We start from the raw sequence: 14,890 nt of genomic DNA on the forward strand, positions 1-14,890 counted from the left end.
GACTACCAGTATTCGTAATAAACACCAGTCATCGCAACAACTGTAAAAATAATTATAAATGCAATCGCTAAATAGATAAGCTTATTTGAATTGCTATTATTTTCATTGAAGATGTCTGGGTCTGAAGTGGTTTCAGATTTGTTCCCGGTGGGCATATTTTTGGTCATTTGGTTAGAAATCGACCCCAATATACTAATTATCAATAATTTAATTACAGTATTTTTAAATAATTGATATTACAATCTTAAATTAAAATATCATTTAAATGGGTATTGATTACCCCTGAAGCAGCAAGAATTAAGGTGTTGTCGTTCGAAATATCAATTGTAATCCTTCACAATGCTAGCCCATTCCATTGATTTCAGAATACGAACCAGTACAGGATCGATTAAATCACGATATTCAGAATTCTTGGGAAAAGCATAACTGTAATAATCCTTTTTTAAACTTTGCTCAATGATTTCCAGTTCGCTCTCCAGGCTCATTTGTTCTATATGGTATCTAAGTATAGGTTCATCATAGACTACGAGAGCGGTTTCTTGATTGGTAAGTTTGTCTAAAGCTTCCATTCCGTTATTCACAAGATCTGTTTCAATATTATATAAGTCCAATAATTCCTGGGAACTGGAGCTTCTTATAGTTGTTACTTCAAATCGATCGAGATCCTGAATATTGCTAATATCTTCGTTGATACCTTTTACAGTTAATGAAGAGGCGATCCCGGCCGTAAAACTCGATATGATAATAACAGCCATAAACATCCAGATAAGACCAATGATTCTTCCACCAAGTGTTCGAGGTGATTTATCTCCATATCCCACTGTAGTCATTGTCACTGCACTCCACCAGAATCCCTGTAAAATACCCCTTAAATTGCCTCCAAATTCTTCCTTATTCTGTTTTCTTTCAAATACCCATACTAGAAAACCGAAAATGAATATGACAAGTAAAAGCAATCCTATAATAGAGAAAAACTCCCAGCTAAATAGATTTTTAAGATGTCTTAGAGTTTGAGATTCAGATCTTTTGGCAACGCTGGTATGAGAGATAAAGTATGGTTGAGAGAATTCCATACGATGCATACGATTATCTGTCACTGTGACCGGATTGATACTGAAGTCCACCTCACCTGCTTCTATACCATCGAGTAAACTTCCAAGGTCCTTATACTCTTTGAATTCGTAATCTAATTGTAATTCCTCGTTGACCATTTTCCAGGAAGCTATACTAAGACCTCTAAATTTACCATTATGTTTCTCAACAAAAGGAGCGGTTTCAGAAATACCTATGACCACTTTATTCGTTTCCGAAGAAAGGCTATCCTGAGCGATAAGCGAATTGCTGCAAAAGGAGATAAAACATAGAAACAGGATAGTAAACCTGGAATAAGACATCATTTTAAACTTTAAATGAGCTCGAAGATAAACATTCCTATTTTTTCAACGAATCCTTCTGAAATAAGTAAGCAATATTTAGCTGCTTCTTCCCAAAATCTTTTGCCTTTGAAACATCCTGTCCCATATAGATATCAATCCTTTTTTTCCAACGGTAGTGCATCTTGTCTTTGATATAGAAAACACTGTCAAAACCTTCTATTTTGATGGGTGAATTATAGTCTAGTCCCATCTTTAAAAGATCGCGCGAAACTGCGATCGCATTCATACCTGGTTTTAATGTATCTCCCCAAGCAGTAATTCTAGGGTTATTCTGAGTTTGATATTCTACCGAGTTATAAGCGGTTGCCGTCACACAAATGGTATCCCAGTCTTCAACATTCTTGTTACCATCAAATGCCGTACAGGCAGTTAGATAGATCATTAAAATAAACCCGGAAATCAAAATCGCAGATTTTTTAAGCCTGTACGTATATTTAGAGTACAGCATCCTTTAAGATAAAGTGAATCCTTCAGGATATTCTCGTTTAACAAATTGATTTGCTTCATCAAAATTGGTGACTTTCATATTTTCTGAATCCCAGATCATCTTAAGGTCTCTGCCTGGATAGATGATCTGGTCCTTACCGTTCGCGTCCTTTTTCCTATTCTGAATATCATAACCTCGAATGGCGAGATTTGCTATCAATAAAGATTCAGTCAAAGGACCTGCGATATCGAACGGCGAACTCAGTTTTTTATTGCCATACCCTGCAATAGCCGCTTCCACCCATTGAGCGTAATGACCATCCATGCCATTAGGTACACGTTCGTAGGTCTCAGCTACATTTACCTCGTCTGTTTTTGAGGTAGGTAGTAATCGAGGATTAAGTCCGTAGGTACCACACATCATTTTACCTTTAGTTCCAATGATCAAGGCACCATTGCCTCCATCTCCAAATGTTTCTTCAGGACCTAATTCTTCAGGTCGCATAGGTTTGATACCGCCATCCATCCAATGAAGTTTGATATCATCAGCACCCGGAGTCTTTCCATCAAAGCTCATAATTACATGACTTGAAGGAGGACAGCTATCCGGGAAATAACCTCTCTGAAATTCATCTACATATACACTTCCAACACTACATTCAACTTCTTTTGGATATTTAAGATCCAGTACGCTAAAAGGCGGTTCGATAAGATGACAACCCATATCCCCAAGAGCACCAGTTCCATAATCCCACCAGCCACGCCAGTTAAAAGGAACCAATCCATCCACATATTCTTTATGTGGTGCAGTACCAAGCCATAATTTCCAGTCCAGTTCAGAAGGAATTGCACTGCTAGTTTTCGGCCATGGGATTCCTTGTGGCCATACTGGTCTATTCGTCCATACATTTACTTCCTGTACTTCTCCAATAAGACCTGCGTCATACCATTCTTTCATTTTGCGCACCCCATCTCCTGAAGCACCCTGGTTACCCATTTGAGTAACTACCTTATATTCTTTAGCTGCTTCTGTTAGCTTTCTGGCTTCATAAATATCATGTGTAAGTGGTTTCTGAACAAATACGTGTTTTCCGCGTTCCATAGCAGCCATAGTTTGTACAGCATGATTATGGTCTGGAGTTGAAACACTTACTGCATCGAAATTTTTAGATTCTTTATCAAACATTTCACGGTAATCCTTATAATACTTCGCCTTTGGAAAAGCTTTTCGGGAAGCTGCCGCTCGCCTGTCATCTACATCACACAAAAATGCTATTTCAGCTTTGCCGCTTTTGTAGAAACTCATGATATCTGATTCCCCTTTACCTCCTACTCCAATCCCGGCAATCAACAATTTATCACTTGGTGCAGTAAAACCAGGTCCACCCAGTACATGCCTGGGAACGATCATGAATCCTGAAGCTGCAACTGCAGATTTTTTAATGAAATCTCTTCTGGTATTTGAATTATTCTGAAAGGAAAATTTGCTCATTTTGTAAGGTGTTGATTAGGAATTGCTTAAAGTTATCTTTTTTCAGATAATAAAACAATTAAACCTTGACTGACATATTGCCGGTAGAATCAGTTATTGTGTCGGGTGATTAGACCTTCGGCAAGGTCCTTGCACATTTGTACTTGAAAATGGTGGAGAGAATATCGAAGCCTCAATTTGTAATGGAAAATAATATTTTATGAGTCAAGTTAAGCAGAATGATGCCGTAAAGGTACACTACACAGGAAAACTAGAAGACGGACAGGTTTTTGACAGTTCAATAGAACGTGGAGAACCTATCGAATTCACTCTAGGTGAAGGACAATTAATTCCTGGATTTGAAGAAGGCCTTATCGGTATGGAAGTTAACGAGAAGAAGACTATCAACATATCTAAAGATGAAGCTTACGGAGATCCAAAAGAAGAATTGATCCAGGAAGTTCAAAAAAATCAACTTCCAGAAGAACTTAAGCCAGAAGTTGGAATGCCATTGGTATCTAAAGGACCTGATGGTCGTGAGATCAATCTGGTAATTACAGATGTAAAGGATGAGACCATCGTAGTAGATGCAAATCACCCTCTAGCTGGAAAGGATCTTATTTTTGATCTGGAAGTAGTTGAGATCAAGTAATTGATCATCGCACATATTTGAAAAAAGCCCGGTCTATCCGGGCTTTTTTTTGATTGTATTTGATATTCTGGTTAAGGTTATGATAATTCTTTTCCATTGATAGTTATGCTCCTTACATTAGATTAAAATCAAAATCTAAGTTATGATAAGAAAAGGATCAGCGGAGTGGAAAGGCTCTTTAAAAGAAGGAAAAGGAACAGTTAGTCTTGAGAGCGGAGTTCTTAAAGATGAACAATACTCATATAAGACACGTTTTGAAAACGGGAATGGAACAAATCCAGAAGAATTGGTTGGTGCAGCACACGCAGGTTGTTTCAGTATGCAACTATCCGCTTTTCTTTCTGAAGATGGATATGAACCAAACCAGGTAGCTACGACAAGTGAAATCACATTCGAGGATGGAGAGATCACAAAATCTCATTTGATCTTGACCGCAGATGTACCAGGAATTGATAAAGATACATTTGACAAGATCGCTAATAAAGCCAAAGAAAGCTGTCCGCTTTCAAAATTGCTTAAAGCAGAAATCACATTGGAATACGATCTAAAATAAGAGATTAGATCCCCCGAATTAAAGCTCCTTAATTAAGGGGCTTTTTTTATGCACAGTTCTATAGATTTATAAATGGTTTCCTTCATACTCTCTTGCATGATATTCCTGGATACGAATTTTTGATTGACCTCAATCTCGATTCCGATATAATTTTCTGTAAATCTTTTTCTCAGGTAAGTAGTAAAACCATCAGCTTTTCCATGATATGGATAATTTTTGCGAACTCTGTATTTAGATTCTTCTGTGAGAGAACTTTTGAATTGCTCACTCCATTGCTTTTCTAACCAAACCTTAGGATCATATAATATCCCTATATCGCAATTTCTTTCAAGATCATTAAAAACGGGAGTAAACGAATGAATCGAAAGATGTAATACCGTGAGATTCAATTTATGAAAATCCAGAATTATATTCTCAACATGACGACGGTAAGGTGAATAGTGTTTTTCGATTATTTCACTCTTCTTAGAATGCTCAAGAATTTTTGAGAACCTGGAAAATAGCTTAGGATGGTGTAAAGATCTATTAGTTTCAATTAGTAATCTTCCAATATCCTGCGCATAGCTGGCATTTGATAAAGGTTCTAAATAATTGTAAAGATCGTAAGCGCCGGGATCATAACCTTCATGAGTATTTAGAACATCCTTCTGCTCTACAAATAAATAAACGTATTCAGGCGGAATTGCATTCGTAGCATGTTCGCAGGTAATTACTATTTTCATGGCCGGAACATACGATCCGACTGCAGACTTTCAGCGATCTTCAAGTAAGTACGTTTTATGTTCGTTTCTGAAAAATCTCCTCTCAAGGATTTTAAAATACGTGATGCAAGACTGCCATTCTGTAATAAGAATTCAATATGATTCTGATGATTCACAGACAATTTATTACCTACGCGTTTATAAATGTTTTTCCAGATATTTCTAACTTCAGCGTCTTTTTCAATATCAAAAATTGCAAGATATCGCTTGTTTGTAATCAGCGTATTTTCAGCATCCCTGATCACATCATTAAAGATGTCATATAAATCATCTTCGTGCCAGGTCTTTTGATCTTCCAGAGATACCAGTTCTTCAGAAACCAATAATCTTAAAGCTTCTACTATAAAGGCGGCAATAGCAATATCTGCGGAAGGTGTTTCCTGAGTATCGATAACCCTGATCTCAATTGCATTCCTGTCGAACCGGGAAATAGCTCCTCTTGAATTTAAAAAATGATGATCGAGAATTTGTTCGGTATCATACTTCTTAATCGCTTTATTTATAGGATCAAAGATCTTTTCGTGATATTCTTTCTTACTGAAGACCTGTTCAGGTATGACCTTCCCTGTCATATGAGGTATTTCCTTCTGGTTGGTTTTATAATAGTGCATTCTGGAATCCTTATATCCAGTGAAATGACCATCTAATACCGGGGAGCTTGCTGCCAGACCAGGAATAATTGGAAGTAAGATACGCACTGCTGCATGCAACTTCTCAAATTCCTGATCATTTGCAAAGGGCAAATTGATATGCATACTCTGAACATTGCTCCACCCATGTCCCCTGCAGTCAAATATCCTATTGTAGAGGTTGTAAATTTCGTTATGATCGTGTGGCCATAATTTTGTTTCTACCAAAGTATCCATTAAAGGATGGCATGCGCCGGCCAGTAATTTTGAATCTATATTTTCAAGAAGCTTGTTAATCTCCTTTATATTCTGAAGAAAGTCATTTTCCAGATCTTCCAGGCTGGATACGGGACCATTGGTTTTTAATTCTACTACATGGGCTACGAGCTCATTGCTCCATTCAATCTTACCGTTTGAAACATCTGAAGTTAGAGTACCATTCTTGAGGGTAAACAATTCATCAACTGAAGGATTAACCTTCATGGTTTTATTATGCACGAGCATGTATTCCAGCTCTATTCCATAAACTTCAAATAAGTGATATGCCATTCTTAATTTTTTTCTAGTCGGTTTTTAAGAGCAGTAATGATATCAGTATAGATCTTATCACCATAATACTCATCCTCTACTCCCGCATCAATATTGGGATTGTCATTTATTTCAATAACCACCGGGCCTTTTTCAGTTTCTTTAATATCGATTCCGTATAAGCCTGCACCCATTAGTTTTGCCGACTTTACCGCAATTTTAATTATTTCAGCAGGAACTTTTTCTATAGGCAGAGAGTCTGCATTTCCATCCTGATCATATTTGTCTTCAGCATTCCAGTTGTAGATCTGCCAGTGACCTTTTGCCATATAGTATTTACTGGCGTAAAATGGTTTTCCATCTAGAATTCCAATTCTCCAGTCATATTCAGAATAGGAAAATTCCTGAGCGATAACCAGTTCAGACTCTTTAAGCATCGCAGATGCGAGCTCATGATATTCAGATTCGGTTTTTGCTTTTTTAACACCAAAAGAGAAAGTAGAATCCGGTGATTTTAATACTACTGGCAATCCGATCGTTTCCAGAACCTGACTAACATTTTCTTTGTGTACGATCATGGTTTGCGGCGTTGGTATTCCGGCATTTTGCAAAGCTTCAGCCATAAATACCTTGTTGCAACATTTTAATATTGCATCTGGCATATCTACAAGCGCAATGCCTTCCTGCTGTGCTTTGCGAGCAAATGCGTAAGCTTCATTATTTACTTCCGTACTCTGGCGGATAAACAGAGCATCGAAAGATGAAAGCCTGGAGAGGTCTTTAGGTGAAACAATTTCAGTATAAAAACCCATTTTTTCCGCGATCTCCACGAATTTTTTCAAAGCTTTGCTATTACTTGGAGGTGCGGGATCCCCATCTTTCACCAAGATTGCTAAGTCATATTCATAATTGGAAAGCTTCGGAGTATCATAACGCTTTTTGCTAAAATATTGCTCAGCAAATGCATACATACTCTCTTTATGTTCTTCAGGAATTTCAGCTTCAGAAATCGCTTTGATATTTTTAATATTCCACTTAGTCGTATAAATGAATCGTACCCGCAATAATGGAATCTGGAAATGCCTGAAAAATGTAGCGCTCAATTCCTTGTATTTCGCGGCGACATTCTGCCCAAAATAGATGCTGAGCGTAAACTCTTTGGATTTCAGACTTTTAAAACTACGCTGAATAAGATCGTCAAATTCATCAGAAACTATCCTGACCAACTTTGGTTCTCCAAGATCCACCAGATTCCTAATGGTTGGGATAGCTGAATGTCCACGGGCTTCTGCCAGTAAAGAGACATAGTATCCCTTGGACTGGTATGAATAGTCTTTACAGAGATTAAATATTCGAACATTCTTGAGCTTTGCGAATTCAGGATTGGTAAGGTAATCCCGCGAAGAGATAATTTTTGTATTCTCCGGAGAAATGGTCCAGTTTTCAGGCTGGTTTACAACGATGTATTTATTCATTCAATTTATTGGTAACTCAAATCAAATGTATATTAAAATTCAATCGTAAATAAGATTTTAAGTTATCCTTAATTATAATTATTAAATTCAGCCTGAAAATCTAAGTTTATGAAATTATCAATATCAGGATTACTCCTTTTCTCTCTAGTATTTAATAGCAATGCACAAACTCAGGATTCAGAATTGATCGAGAAAGCGACCAGAATACATGAGCGTGTGATTACTATAGATACGCACAACGATATTAATATTAATAATTTCACTACTGATAAAAACTATACACAAGACCTGGACACCCAGGTAAATTTGCCGAAAATGATGGCTGGTGGGCTTGATGTTAGCTGGTTGATCGTTTATACCGGGCAGGGCGAATTGAATGAGCAAGGTTATGCTGAAGCTTATGAGAATGCAATTAGCAAATTTGATGCAATTCACAGGCTTACAGAAACTTATGCTTCTGAAACTATAGGACTGGCTACGACTTCTGCGGAAGTAAGAAAGTTGGTTTCAGAAGGAAAAAAAGTCGCCATGATAGGTGTGGAAAATGCGTATCCTGTTGGGACCGATCTAAGCAGAATCAAAGAGTTTCACGATAGAGGAGCCAGATATATGTCACTTTCACATAATGGTCATAGTCAGTTTTCAGACTCCAATACGGGAGAGGAAAATGATGAATGGCTGCACAATGGATTGAGCGAATTGGGAGAGAAGGCAGTTCTGGAAATGAATAAGTTTGGAATTATGATCGATGTTTCACATCCCAGTAAAGAAGCGATCAAAGATATGTTCAGCATATCAAAAGCACCACTTATAGCTTCTCATTCTTCTGCCAGAGCTCTTTGCGATCATAGTAGAAACCTGGATGACGAACTACTTGAACTGTTTCGTGAGAATGGCGGTGTCGTTCAAACGGTGGCGTTTAGTTCTTATTTGAATACTGAGAAACATAATACTTTTTCGAAGGCAGAAACTAAAGTTTACAAAAATACTGCAGATCAATTGGGCTTGAGTTATTTAGAAAGAGACAGCGTTCGAAAACTTGATGAAACAGCGAAAGAGAACTATTACACAGATCTAAAAAAGATAAGAACCGCCGCTAAGCCTGCCCTGGATAATTTAAATGAAACTTCAACTCCGGTGGCCGTACTAGATTTCGTGGATCATATCGACTACCTCGTGAAAAAAATTGGTATTGATCATGTTGGAATTAGCTCCGACTTTGATGGAGGCGGTGGAATTTATGGTTGGGATGATGCCAGTGAAACGCTTAATGTAACTATCGAACTAGTTCGAAGAGGATATTCTGAACAGGAAATAGCGAAACTCTGGGGTGAAAACCTACTAAGAGTACTCGACGAAGTTCAGGATGTAAGTAGAAATATGCAGGGATAAATTAATTAAATTTTATTTCCCTGATATTTGCGGGTACTCCTACTCTTTCATTAGAAATAAAAATCCTGCCATCTTTAGAAAATGCAATTCCTTCTGGTTGCTCGAATTCTGCCGGGTCGAGCAAGTGTATGGATTTTATACCGCCTTGTTGATCGGTAATTATCACCTTCTGAAATTCAGCATCAAGAATATATAGATCGCCGGTTAACGGATGAATCGCAAGATCTGATGGTCTTAATAGTTTTCTGGGATTATGAGTTTTTAAACGTTCAAACTTTGGATCTTCGTAGTCAACTCTTAAGATTGGTTCTTTCTGCAGTTTTCTGGTTTCCGGATCATATTCATAAACACCTTTATAACCACTACTATTGTCCAGATTACGATCCTTGACTGTGATCCACAACTTTCCGTCTGGAGTTGCAGTCATACCTTCTATGTTGTTCCTGTATTCAAAATCCAACTGTATGCCCTCCAGTTCCTGATCTGCAACATCAAGATCTGAAACATCTATAATTCGCCCATTACTTTCAGCAACCCAGTAGACACCATCCAGATAAGTTAAAGCCTCATAATCTCCGGAATATGAAAACTTGTGTGTTTTAATGATCTCTTTCGTTTCCATATCAAAAGTAAACAGGATACCGTCCTCATCCTGCACACAGATCATAAGTCCGTCTTCATTATATACCATTCCGGAAACTTCATTTAATTCTGAAGGTAATTCCCATGACTCGACTATTTCATAAGATTTCTCAACATCATTAAAATCATAATCATTTAATTGGTAGATCGCGTAAATGATTCCGGCCAAAACAATGACCATAGTTACGATTCCAATAACCCACTTATTCATATAGACACATTTAAGTTCTAATGTACAATTAAGCCTATCTCATTGAAAAAGTTTAACAATACTTTGAACAGTGCACGCACCTTATAATGTTAAAACTTGTTAATTCAGTACCTTTTATTGCATAGTACTGTAACATAACAAGTTTTGCCGCGTCTATTAAATAGAAACCATCATCAACAACATCAAAAATGGTTTAATAATCATCTAAAACTTTAATTATGAGACATTCAATCAATCACACAAAAAGAAGACAATGCTTTATGAACACCGAGGCGAACCTACAGAGACAGGTATTTCCGAAGCGCAAAAGAGCTTAATCAAACTTATTCATCAATCATCAATACAATCATTATGAGACATTCAATCAATCAAACCAAATCAAGGTCCTACTTCATGAATACTGAGGCCAACGCAGAAAGATCATTATTCTCCAATCGTAGAAAGTATTAATCAATCATCAAAAATTTATCAATCATGACAAGTCTGGAAAGTAATATACAGGTTTTTGGAAATGCCAGAACCGGTGGCATCACACACCGGAGGCCATTTCTAAACATCAAATCATCACACAGGTCTAAATTTAGCGATCAAAAATACACTGCATGAAAGGACCATTTTATCAATCAAATCATCACAACTACAGTTAAGAAAGAGGTTAATAGTTTTATTAGCCTCTTTTTATTTAACAAAATTTATAAATTAAGCTTAAAATATAATTCACTAGTGCAAACATTCGTTTATTTGCAAACCTTACTACTCAAGAATGTTAGCGAAACTAAAGAACAATCCCATTATTCGATGGGCACTTATTATTATATCCAGCCTTACAGGGTTTTTCCTGCTTTTTTTTGCCAGTATCTATTTTGGCCTCTTCGGAAAAATACCTACAGAATCTGAACTTTCATCATTACAACAAAATAAGGCCACCCAGGTCCTCGCTTCTAACGGCGAGTTAATAGGTAAGTTCTACGTTTATGATCGCCAACCCATCGATTTCGATCAGCTTCCCTCCCATCTCATTGAAGCCTTAATTGCTACTGAAGATGCACGTTTCTATGAGCATGATGGTATTGATAATCGTAGTTTAGGAAGGGTTTTCTTTAAATCGATTTTACTTCAGGATGATTCTGCCGGAGGTGGAAGTACGATTACTCTTCAGCTGGCCAAAAATATTTATGGTAGAAAAGATTACGGAATCCTAGGCATTGTGATCAACAAAATGCAGGAAGCTGTAATTGCGAAACGTCTGGAAAATGTTTATAGTAAAAATGAACTCGTCCAGCTATATTTTAACACGGTACCATTTAGTGATAATACCTACGGAATTGAAAGTGCTTCCATGAAATTTTTCGATAAACATACTGTGGATCTTAAGCTCGAAGAAGCTGCAGTACTTGTCGGAATGCTAAAGGCAAGTCATTATTACAATCCGCGAATCTTTCCAGAAAGAAGCAGACTTCGTCGTGATGTTGTGCTTATGCAAATGGCGAAATATAACTACCTGAGTGTGCCACAAGCTGAAGAAGCCAAGATGTTGCCACTTATTCTGGATTATCGAAGTTATAGTCATGATAAAGGTATTGCACCCTATTTTAGAGAACAGGTACGCAAAGATGTTTCAGGAATCCTGGATACTTTAAAGAATAAGGATGGAGAAAAGTACAATATATATAGAGATGGTCTAATAGTTCATACCACGCTAAATTACGAAATGCAACAGCTTGCTGAAGAGGCTATGCGAGAGCATATGTCTCAATTGCAAAACGATCACGAGAAATCCTACGGGAATTATGGTCCATGGGAAAGGAATAAGAAGGTATTGATGGACGCTGTAAAGCGCAGTTCAAGGTACCAGAAGCTTTCAAAAGAAGGTCTTTCAGAAGAACAGATCCTGGAAAAAATGGAACAGAAGCATTCTACTGAGTTGTTTACTTACGACGGAATGGAAACTAAAAATGTGAGCAGCATAGATAGTATTGCACATTACTTGAAATTTCTGAATTCCGGACTTCTGGCAGTTAGTCCTAAGGATGGTGCTGTCCAGGCCTGGGTTGGAGGAGTTGACTTCCGTTTCTTTAAATATGATCATGTGAGCCAGAGCAAGAGACAGGTTGGATCTACCTTCAAACCTTTTGTTTATACCGCTGCCCTTGAAAATGGAATGGATCCATGTACCTATTTTTCGGTTCGAGAAGTTACGTATGATAAAGGCTGGACTCCTTCCAATTCTTCTTCGGAAGGAGATGATCCAAATATGAATTACAATCTAAAGACGGCACTTAGTAAGTCCATGAATACCATCGCCGTAAAAGTTTTAATGGAGACAGGAATTCCAAATGTGATCAGGCAGGCCAGAGATCTTGGAATAGAATCTGATCTCCCGGCTGTTCCTTCCATTGCACTAGGAACCGCTTCGCTTAATTTAGAGGAAATGACAGGTGCTTATTCAGCTTATGCAAATGATGGATATGCTGCCAAGCCATTCTACATCAGTAGAATCGAAGATGCTGAAGGTAATGTGCTAGCTACTTTTAAACCCAAGGTTTCAGAAAAAAAAGCTTTTTCCGAAGATACCCGCAAAATAATGGTCAATATGATGCAGGCTACTGTGGATGAAGGTACCGCAAGCCGACTTAGATACAGCTATGGTTTAAGAAATGACATCGCAGGTAAAACCGGAACGACTCAGGATAATAAGGATGGTTGGTTCGTGGGAATAACGCCAGAACTGGTTTGTGTAACCTGGGTAGGATCTGATGATCACCGTATAGGTTTCAGGAATACTGGAATTGGCCAAGGAGCAAATTCGGCACTACCGATCTTTGCGAAGCTAATGCAGAAAATGAATGCAAGTTCAAGTTTTAATGCTATTACCAATGCGAGATTTCAACCTTTGTCTTCAGAGCTGGCAAACCTGATGGAATGCCCGCCAGAAGAACGTGATAACTTTTTCGAAAGACTGTTTTCCGGTAAAAATAAAGATCGGAAAGACAGATTAGACGATAAGGATGAAGAAGATGGGAAGAAGAAAAAAGGTTTCTTCAAGAAACTCTTCGGTAAAAAAGACGATAATTAGAATTCTTTATTGATCTGCATTCTTAGTTTTCTGGAGTAATCTTCTTCCAGCCAGTCCCGATAATTTTTAGTGCTTTTACTTATACAGTAAGAGTATTGTTTAATTCGTGAACTAATGTCATCCTTTAGTTCTTTAGCAAGGATTCTGGCATCGAATACATCTTCGCTATTCTCCACGCACATCTTAACATGCTGCTCCATAGACCATTCAAGAACCGCTTTGGATTTTAGCCCTTTCTTAATAACTGTGTCGTAAGCAGCTTCAATATCAAAGGATACATCTTCAGTTTTAGAAAACTGTTCCCGTATTTCCTCTGGCATCTGGTATTGGAAATCTCTTTCGATATCCTCGTCGCTCAATAGATTTTCAAAATAGAAATCTGGTGATCTAAAGATCTGTTTCCAATCAACCGGACTGCTCCAGTTTCCAAACCTGGCCATGTTATTACCAAGATCGATCACGGTAAATTCGCTCTTATCTTTAAGAACACGAGATCCACGACCAATCATCTGGAAATACAAGGTAAGTGACTTAGTAGCACGATTTAAGACAATAGTCTCTACAGTGGGTTCATCAAACCCAGTCGTAAGAATACTTACTGAAGTAACGATCGCATCTGGAGTATGCTTAAACCACTTTAAAATATCTTTTCTATCCTGCTTGCTGGTGGTATTGTCTAAATGACGAATAGGCAAGCCAGCGCTTTTAAATGTATGGTAAACTTCTACCGAAGTATTAATACCATTATTGAAAATTAAGGTTTTCTTACCGCGAGAACGTTCATAATATGCATTGAGAAGTTTCTCCTGCATACTATAGTTGGAATACAGTTCTTCTGAAGATTTCACAGTATAGTCACCATTCATCCCCACTTTAAGATTGGTAAGACCAACATTATAACTATAAATATTAGAACTCGCCAGGAAGCCTTTCTCGATCAACGATGTAATAGAATCACCAACGATAAGTTCGCGGTAATTATCTTTCATAGGTAGCTTAATATTGGAACTAAGCGGTGTGGCGGTAACTCCCAGAATAAAACACTTTTCAAAAAACTTGAAGAGCTTTCTGAAACTATTATAGTGAGCTTCATCGATAATTACCAGTCCAATATCCTCGATCTTAAGCTTTTCATCATTAAGCCTGTTGTTCAAAGTTTCCACCATGGCTACAAAACACATGTAGTCATTTTGATCTGGTAACTCCTTTACTTTACTGTTAATGATCTTGTTACGCACACCAAATCCAGAAAGCATTTTAGAAGTTTGCTTACATAATTCAATACGGTGTGTTAGTATAAGAACCTTTTTATTGGTTCTTTGAATATATTCCCTGGTCATTTGAGAGAAAATAACTGTCTTCCCTCCTCCTGTAGGTAACTGGTATAGAAGATTATAGTTTTCAGGATGTTCTTCAATAACCCCGAAAATTTTATCTATATCCTTCTGCTGGTAATCATATAATTGTTTGTCGACCTTCTTTTTCTCAATTCCAAATGTTTCTGACGCCATATAGTCCTTTATAGTAAGCAATTTTGCAAAAATAAACCATTTTAAGCTTTGGTCAAAAATAAATTGGACATTATAGAATCTATTTTAACCGGTATGCTACTTATAATTATCGTAAATTAGTAATTCC

Annotated in this window: 14 protein-coding genes; 5 read left to right on the forward strand and 9 right to left on the reverse strand. The window is 37.4% G+C overall.

The genetic code is table 11. The annotated features are described in order from the left end of the window. Nucleotides 1–2: 2 nt before the first annotated feature. The 4 genes from JM79_RS16130 to JM79_RS08710 form a co-directional block, all read right to left on the reverse strand. Nucleotides 3–167, reverse strand: coding sequence for a hypothetical protein (locus JM79_RS16130; protein WP_185739474.1), 165 nt, complete (start codon nt 165–167; stop codon nt 3–5). 153 nt (nt 168–320) lie between these two features. Further along, nucleotides 321–1,397 carry a transporter substrate-binding domain-containing protein gene (locus JM79_RS08700; RefSeq protein ID WP_260443406.1) on the reverse strand — a complete coding sequence of 359 codons (1,077 nt, stop codon included), beginning with the start codon at nt 1,395–1,397 and terminating at the stop codon, nt 321–323. Nucleotides 1,398–1,431: 34 nt separating this feature from the next. Beyond that, nucleotides 1,432–1,884 (reverse strand): 3D domain-containing protein, encoded by a 453-nt coding sequence (locus tag JM79_RS08705; RefSeq protein WP_260443407.1) that lies wholly within the window; start codon nt 1,882–1,884, stop codon nt 1,432–1,434. A 3-nt stretch (nt 1,885–1,887) separates the two neighbouring features. Continuing rightward, complete coding sequence (locus JM79_RS08710; protein WP_141877775.1) at nt 1,888–3,354, reverse strand: Gfo/Idh/MocA family oxidoreductase; 1,467 nt, start codon at nt 3,352–3,354, stop codon at nt 1,888–1,890. A 199-nt stretch (nt 3,355–3,553) separates the two neighbouring features. Here JM79_RS08710 and JM79_RS08715 point away from each other — a divergent pair, with 199 nt between their 5' ends. Both JM79_RS08715 and JM79_RS08720 read left to right on the forward strand, forming a co-directional pair. Then, nucleotides 3,554–3,985, forward strand: a complete 432-nt coding sequence (locus JM79_RS08715) for a peptidylprolyl isomerase (RefSeq protein ID WP_141877776.1) — start codon at nt 3,554–3,556, stop codon at nt 3,983–3,985. Between the two features lie 142 nt (nt 3,986–4,127). Next, nucleotides 4,128–4,538, forward strand: coding sequence for an OsmC family protein (locus tag JM79_RS08720; RefSeq protein WP_141877777.1), 411 nt, complete (start codon nt 4,128–4,130; stop codon nt 4,536–4,538). A gap of 32 nt (nt 4,539–4,570) precedes the next feature. Here JM79_RS08720 and JM79_RS08725 read toward each other — a convergent pair whose 3' ends face one another. From JM79_RS08725 to JM79_RS08735, 3 genes are read right to left on the reverse strand one after another with little or no spacing between them, the layout of a single operon-like run. Beyond that, nucleotides 4,571–5,260 (reverse strand): N-formylglutamate amidohydrolase, encoded by a 690-nt coding sequence (locus tag JM79_RS08725; protein ID WP_141877778.1) that lies wholly within the window; start codon nt 5,258–5,260, stop codon nt 4,571–4,573. Beyond that, entirely contained in the window at nt 5,257–6,477 is a 1,221-nt protein-coding gene (locus JM79_RS08730) for a glutamate-cysteine ligase family protein (RefSeq protein ID WP_141877779.1), read from the reverse strand. The genes JM79_RS08725 and JM79_RS08730 overlap by 4 nt, the downstream gene beginning before the upstream one ends. A gap of 2 nt (nt 6,478–6,479) precedes the next feature. Beyond that, a complete protein-coding gene (locus tag JM79_RS08735) occupies nt 6,480–7,931 on the reverse strand; it encodes a RimK family protein (RefSeq protein ID WP_141877780.1) in 1,452 nt (483 codons plus the stop codon). A 108-nt stretch (nt 7,932–8,039) separates the two neighbouring features. Here JM79_RS08735 and JM79_RS08740 point away from each other — a divergent pair, with 108 nt between their 5' ends. Then, the gene (locus JM79_RS08740) at nt 8,040–9,323 is read left to right on the forward strand and encodes a dipeptidase (protein WP_141877781.1); all 1,284 of its coding nucleotides are present in this window, start codon (nt 8,040–8,042) and stop codon (nt 9,321–9,323) included. Nucleotide 9,324: 1 nt separating this feature from the next. On the opposite strand, the gene JM79_RS08745 is transcribed toward JM79_RS08740, so the two are convergent. After that, entirely contained in the window at nt 9,325–10,176 is an 852-nt protein-coding gene (locus JM79_RS08745) for an SdiA-regulated domain-containing protein (protein WP_141877782.1), read from the reverse strand. Between the two features lie 474 nt (nt 10,177–10,650). Here JM79_RS08745 and JM79_RS16230 point away from each other — a divergent pair, with 474 nt between their 5' ends. Together JM79_RS16230 and JM79_RS08750 are read left to right on the forward strand one after the other, a co-directional pair. Beyond that, nucleotides 10,651–10,782 (forward strand): hypothetical protein, encoded by a 132-nt coding sequence (locus JM79_RS16230; RefSeq protein ID WP_260443408.1) that lies wholly within the window; start codon nt 10,651–10,653, stop codon nt 10,780–10,782. Between the two features lie 157 nt (nt 10,783–10,939). Then, entirely contained in the window at nt 10,940–13,252 is a 2,313-nt protein-coding gene (locus JM79_RS08750) for a transglycosylase domain-containing protein (protein ID WP_141877783.1), read from the forward strand. Here the strand turns inward: JM79_RS08750 and JM79_RS08755 are convergent. Next, nucleotides 13,249–14,763, reverse strand: a complete 1,515-nt coding sequence (locus JM79_RS08755) for a DEAD/DEAH box helicase (RefSeq protein WP_141877784.1) — start codon at nt 14,761–14,763, stop codon at nt 13,249–13,251. The two genes, JM79_RS08750 and JM79_RS08755, sit on opposite strands and share 4 nt — an antisense overlap. Nucleotides 14,764–14,890 lie beyond the last annotated feature (127 nt).

The sequence above is a fragment of the Gramella sp. Hel_I_59 genome (assembly GCF_006714895.1).
Classification (GTDB): domain Bacteria; phylum Bacteroidota; class Bacteroidia; order Flavobacteriales; family Flavobacteriaceae; genus Christiangramia.

Excerpts from the sequence above, each read along its gene's own strand:
- JM79_RS16130 (WP_185739474.1), bottom strand. The coding sequence starts at position 167 with ATGACCAAAAATATGCCCACCGGGAACAAATCTGAAACCACTTCAGAC.
- JM79_RS08700 (WP_260443406.1), bottom strand. The coding sequence starts at position 1,397 with ATGATGTCTTATTCCAGGTTTACTATCCTGTTTCTATGTTTTATCTCC.
- JM79_RS08705 (WP_260443407.1), bottom strand. The coding sequence starts at position 1,884 with ATGCTGTACTCTAAATATACGTACAGGCTTAAAAAATCTGCGATTTTG.
- JM79_RS08710 (WP_141877775.1), bottom strand. The coding sequence starts at position 3,354 with ATGAGCAAATTTTCCTTTCAGAATAATTCAAATACCAGAAGAGATTTC.
- JM79_RS08715 (WP_141877776.1), top strand. The coding sequence starts at position 3,554 with ATGAGTCAAGTTAAGCAGAATGATGCCGTAAAGGTACACTACACAGGA.
- JM79_RS08720 (WP_141877777.1), top strand. The coding sequence starts at position 4,128 with ATGATAAGAAAAGGATCAGCGGAGTGGAAAGGCTCTTTAAAAGAAGGA.
- JM79_RS08725 (WP_141877778.1), bottom strand. The coding sequence starts at position 5,260 with ATGAAAATAGTAATTACCTGCGAACATGCTACGAATGCAATTCCGCCT.
- JM79_RS08730 (WP_141877779.1), bottom strand. The coding sequence starts at position 6,477 with ATGGCATATCACTTATTTGAAGTTTATGGAATAGAGCTGGAATACATG.
- JM79_RS08735 (WP_141877780.1), bottom strand. The coding sequence starts at position 7,931 with ATGAATAAATACATCGTTGTAAACCAGCCTGAAAACTGGACCATTTCT.
- JM79_RS08740 (WP_141877781.1), top strand. The coding sequence starts at position 8,040 with ATGAAATTATCAATATCAGGATTACTCCTTTTCTCTCTAGTATTTAAT.
- JM79_RS08745 (WP_141877782.1), bottom strand. The coding sequence starts at position 10,176 with ATGAATAAGTGGGTTATTGGAATCGTAACTATGGTCATTGTTTTGGCC.
- JM79_RS16230 (WP_260443408.1), top strand. The coding sequence starts at position 10,651 with ATGACAAGTCTGGAAAGTAATATACAGGTTTTTGGAAATGCCAGAACC.
- JM79_RS08750 (WP_141877783.1), top strand. The coding sequence starts at position 10,940 with ATGTTAGCGAAACTAAAGAACAATCCCATTATTCGATGGGCACTTATT.
- JM79_RS08755 (WP_141877784.1), bottom strand. The coding sequence starts at position 14,763 with ATGGCGTCAGAAACATTTGGAATTGAGAAAAAGAAGGTCGACAAACAA.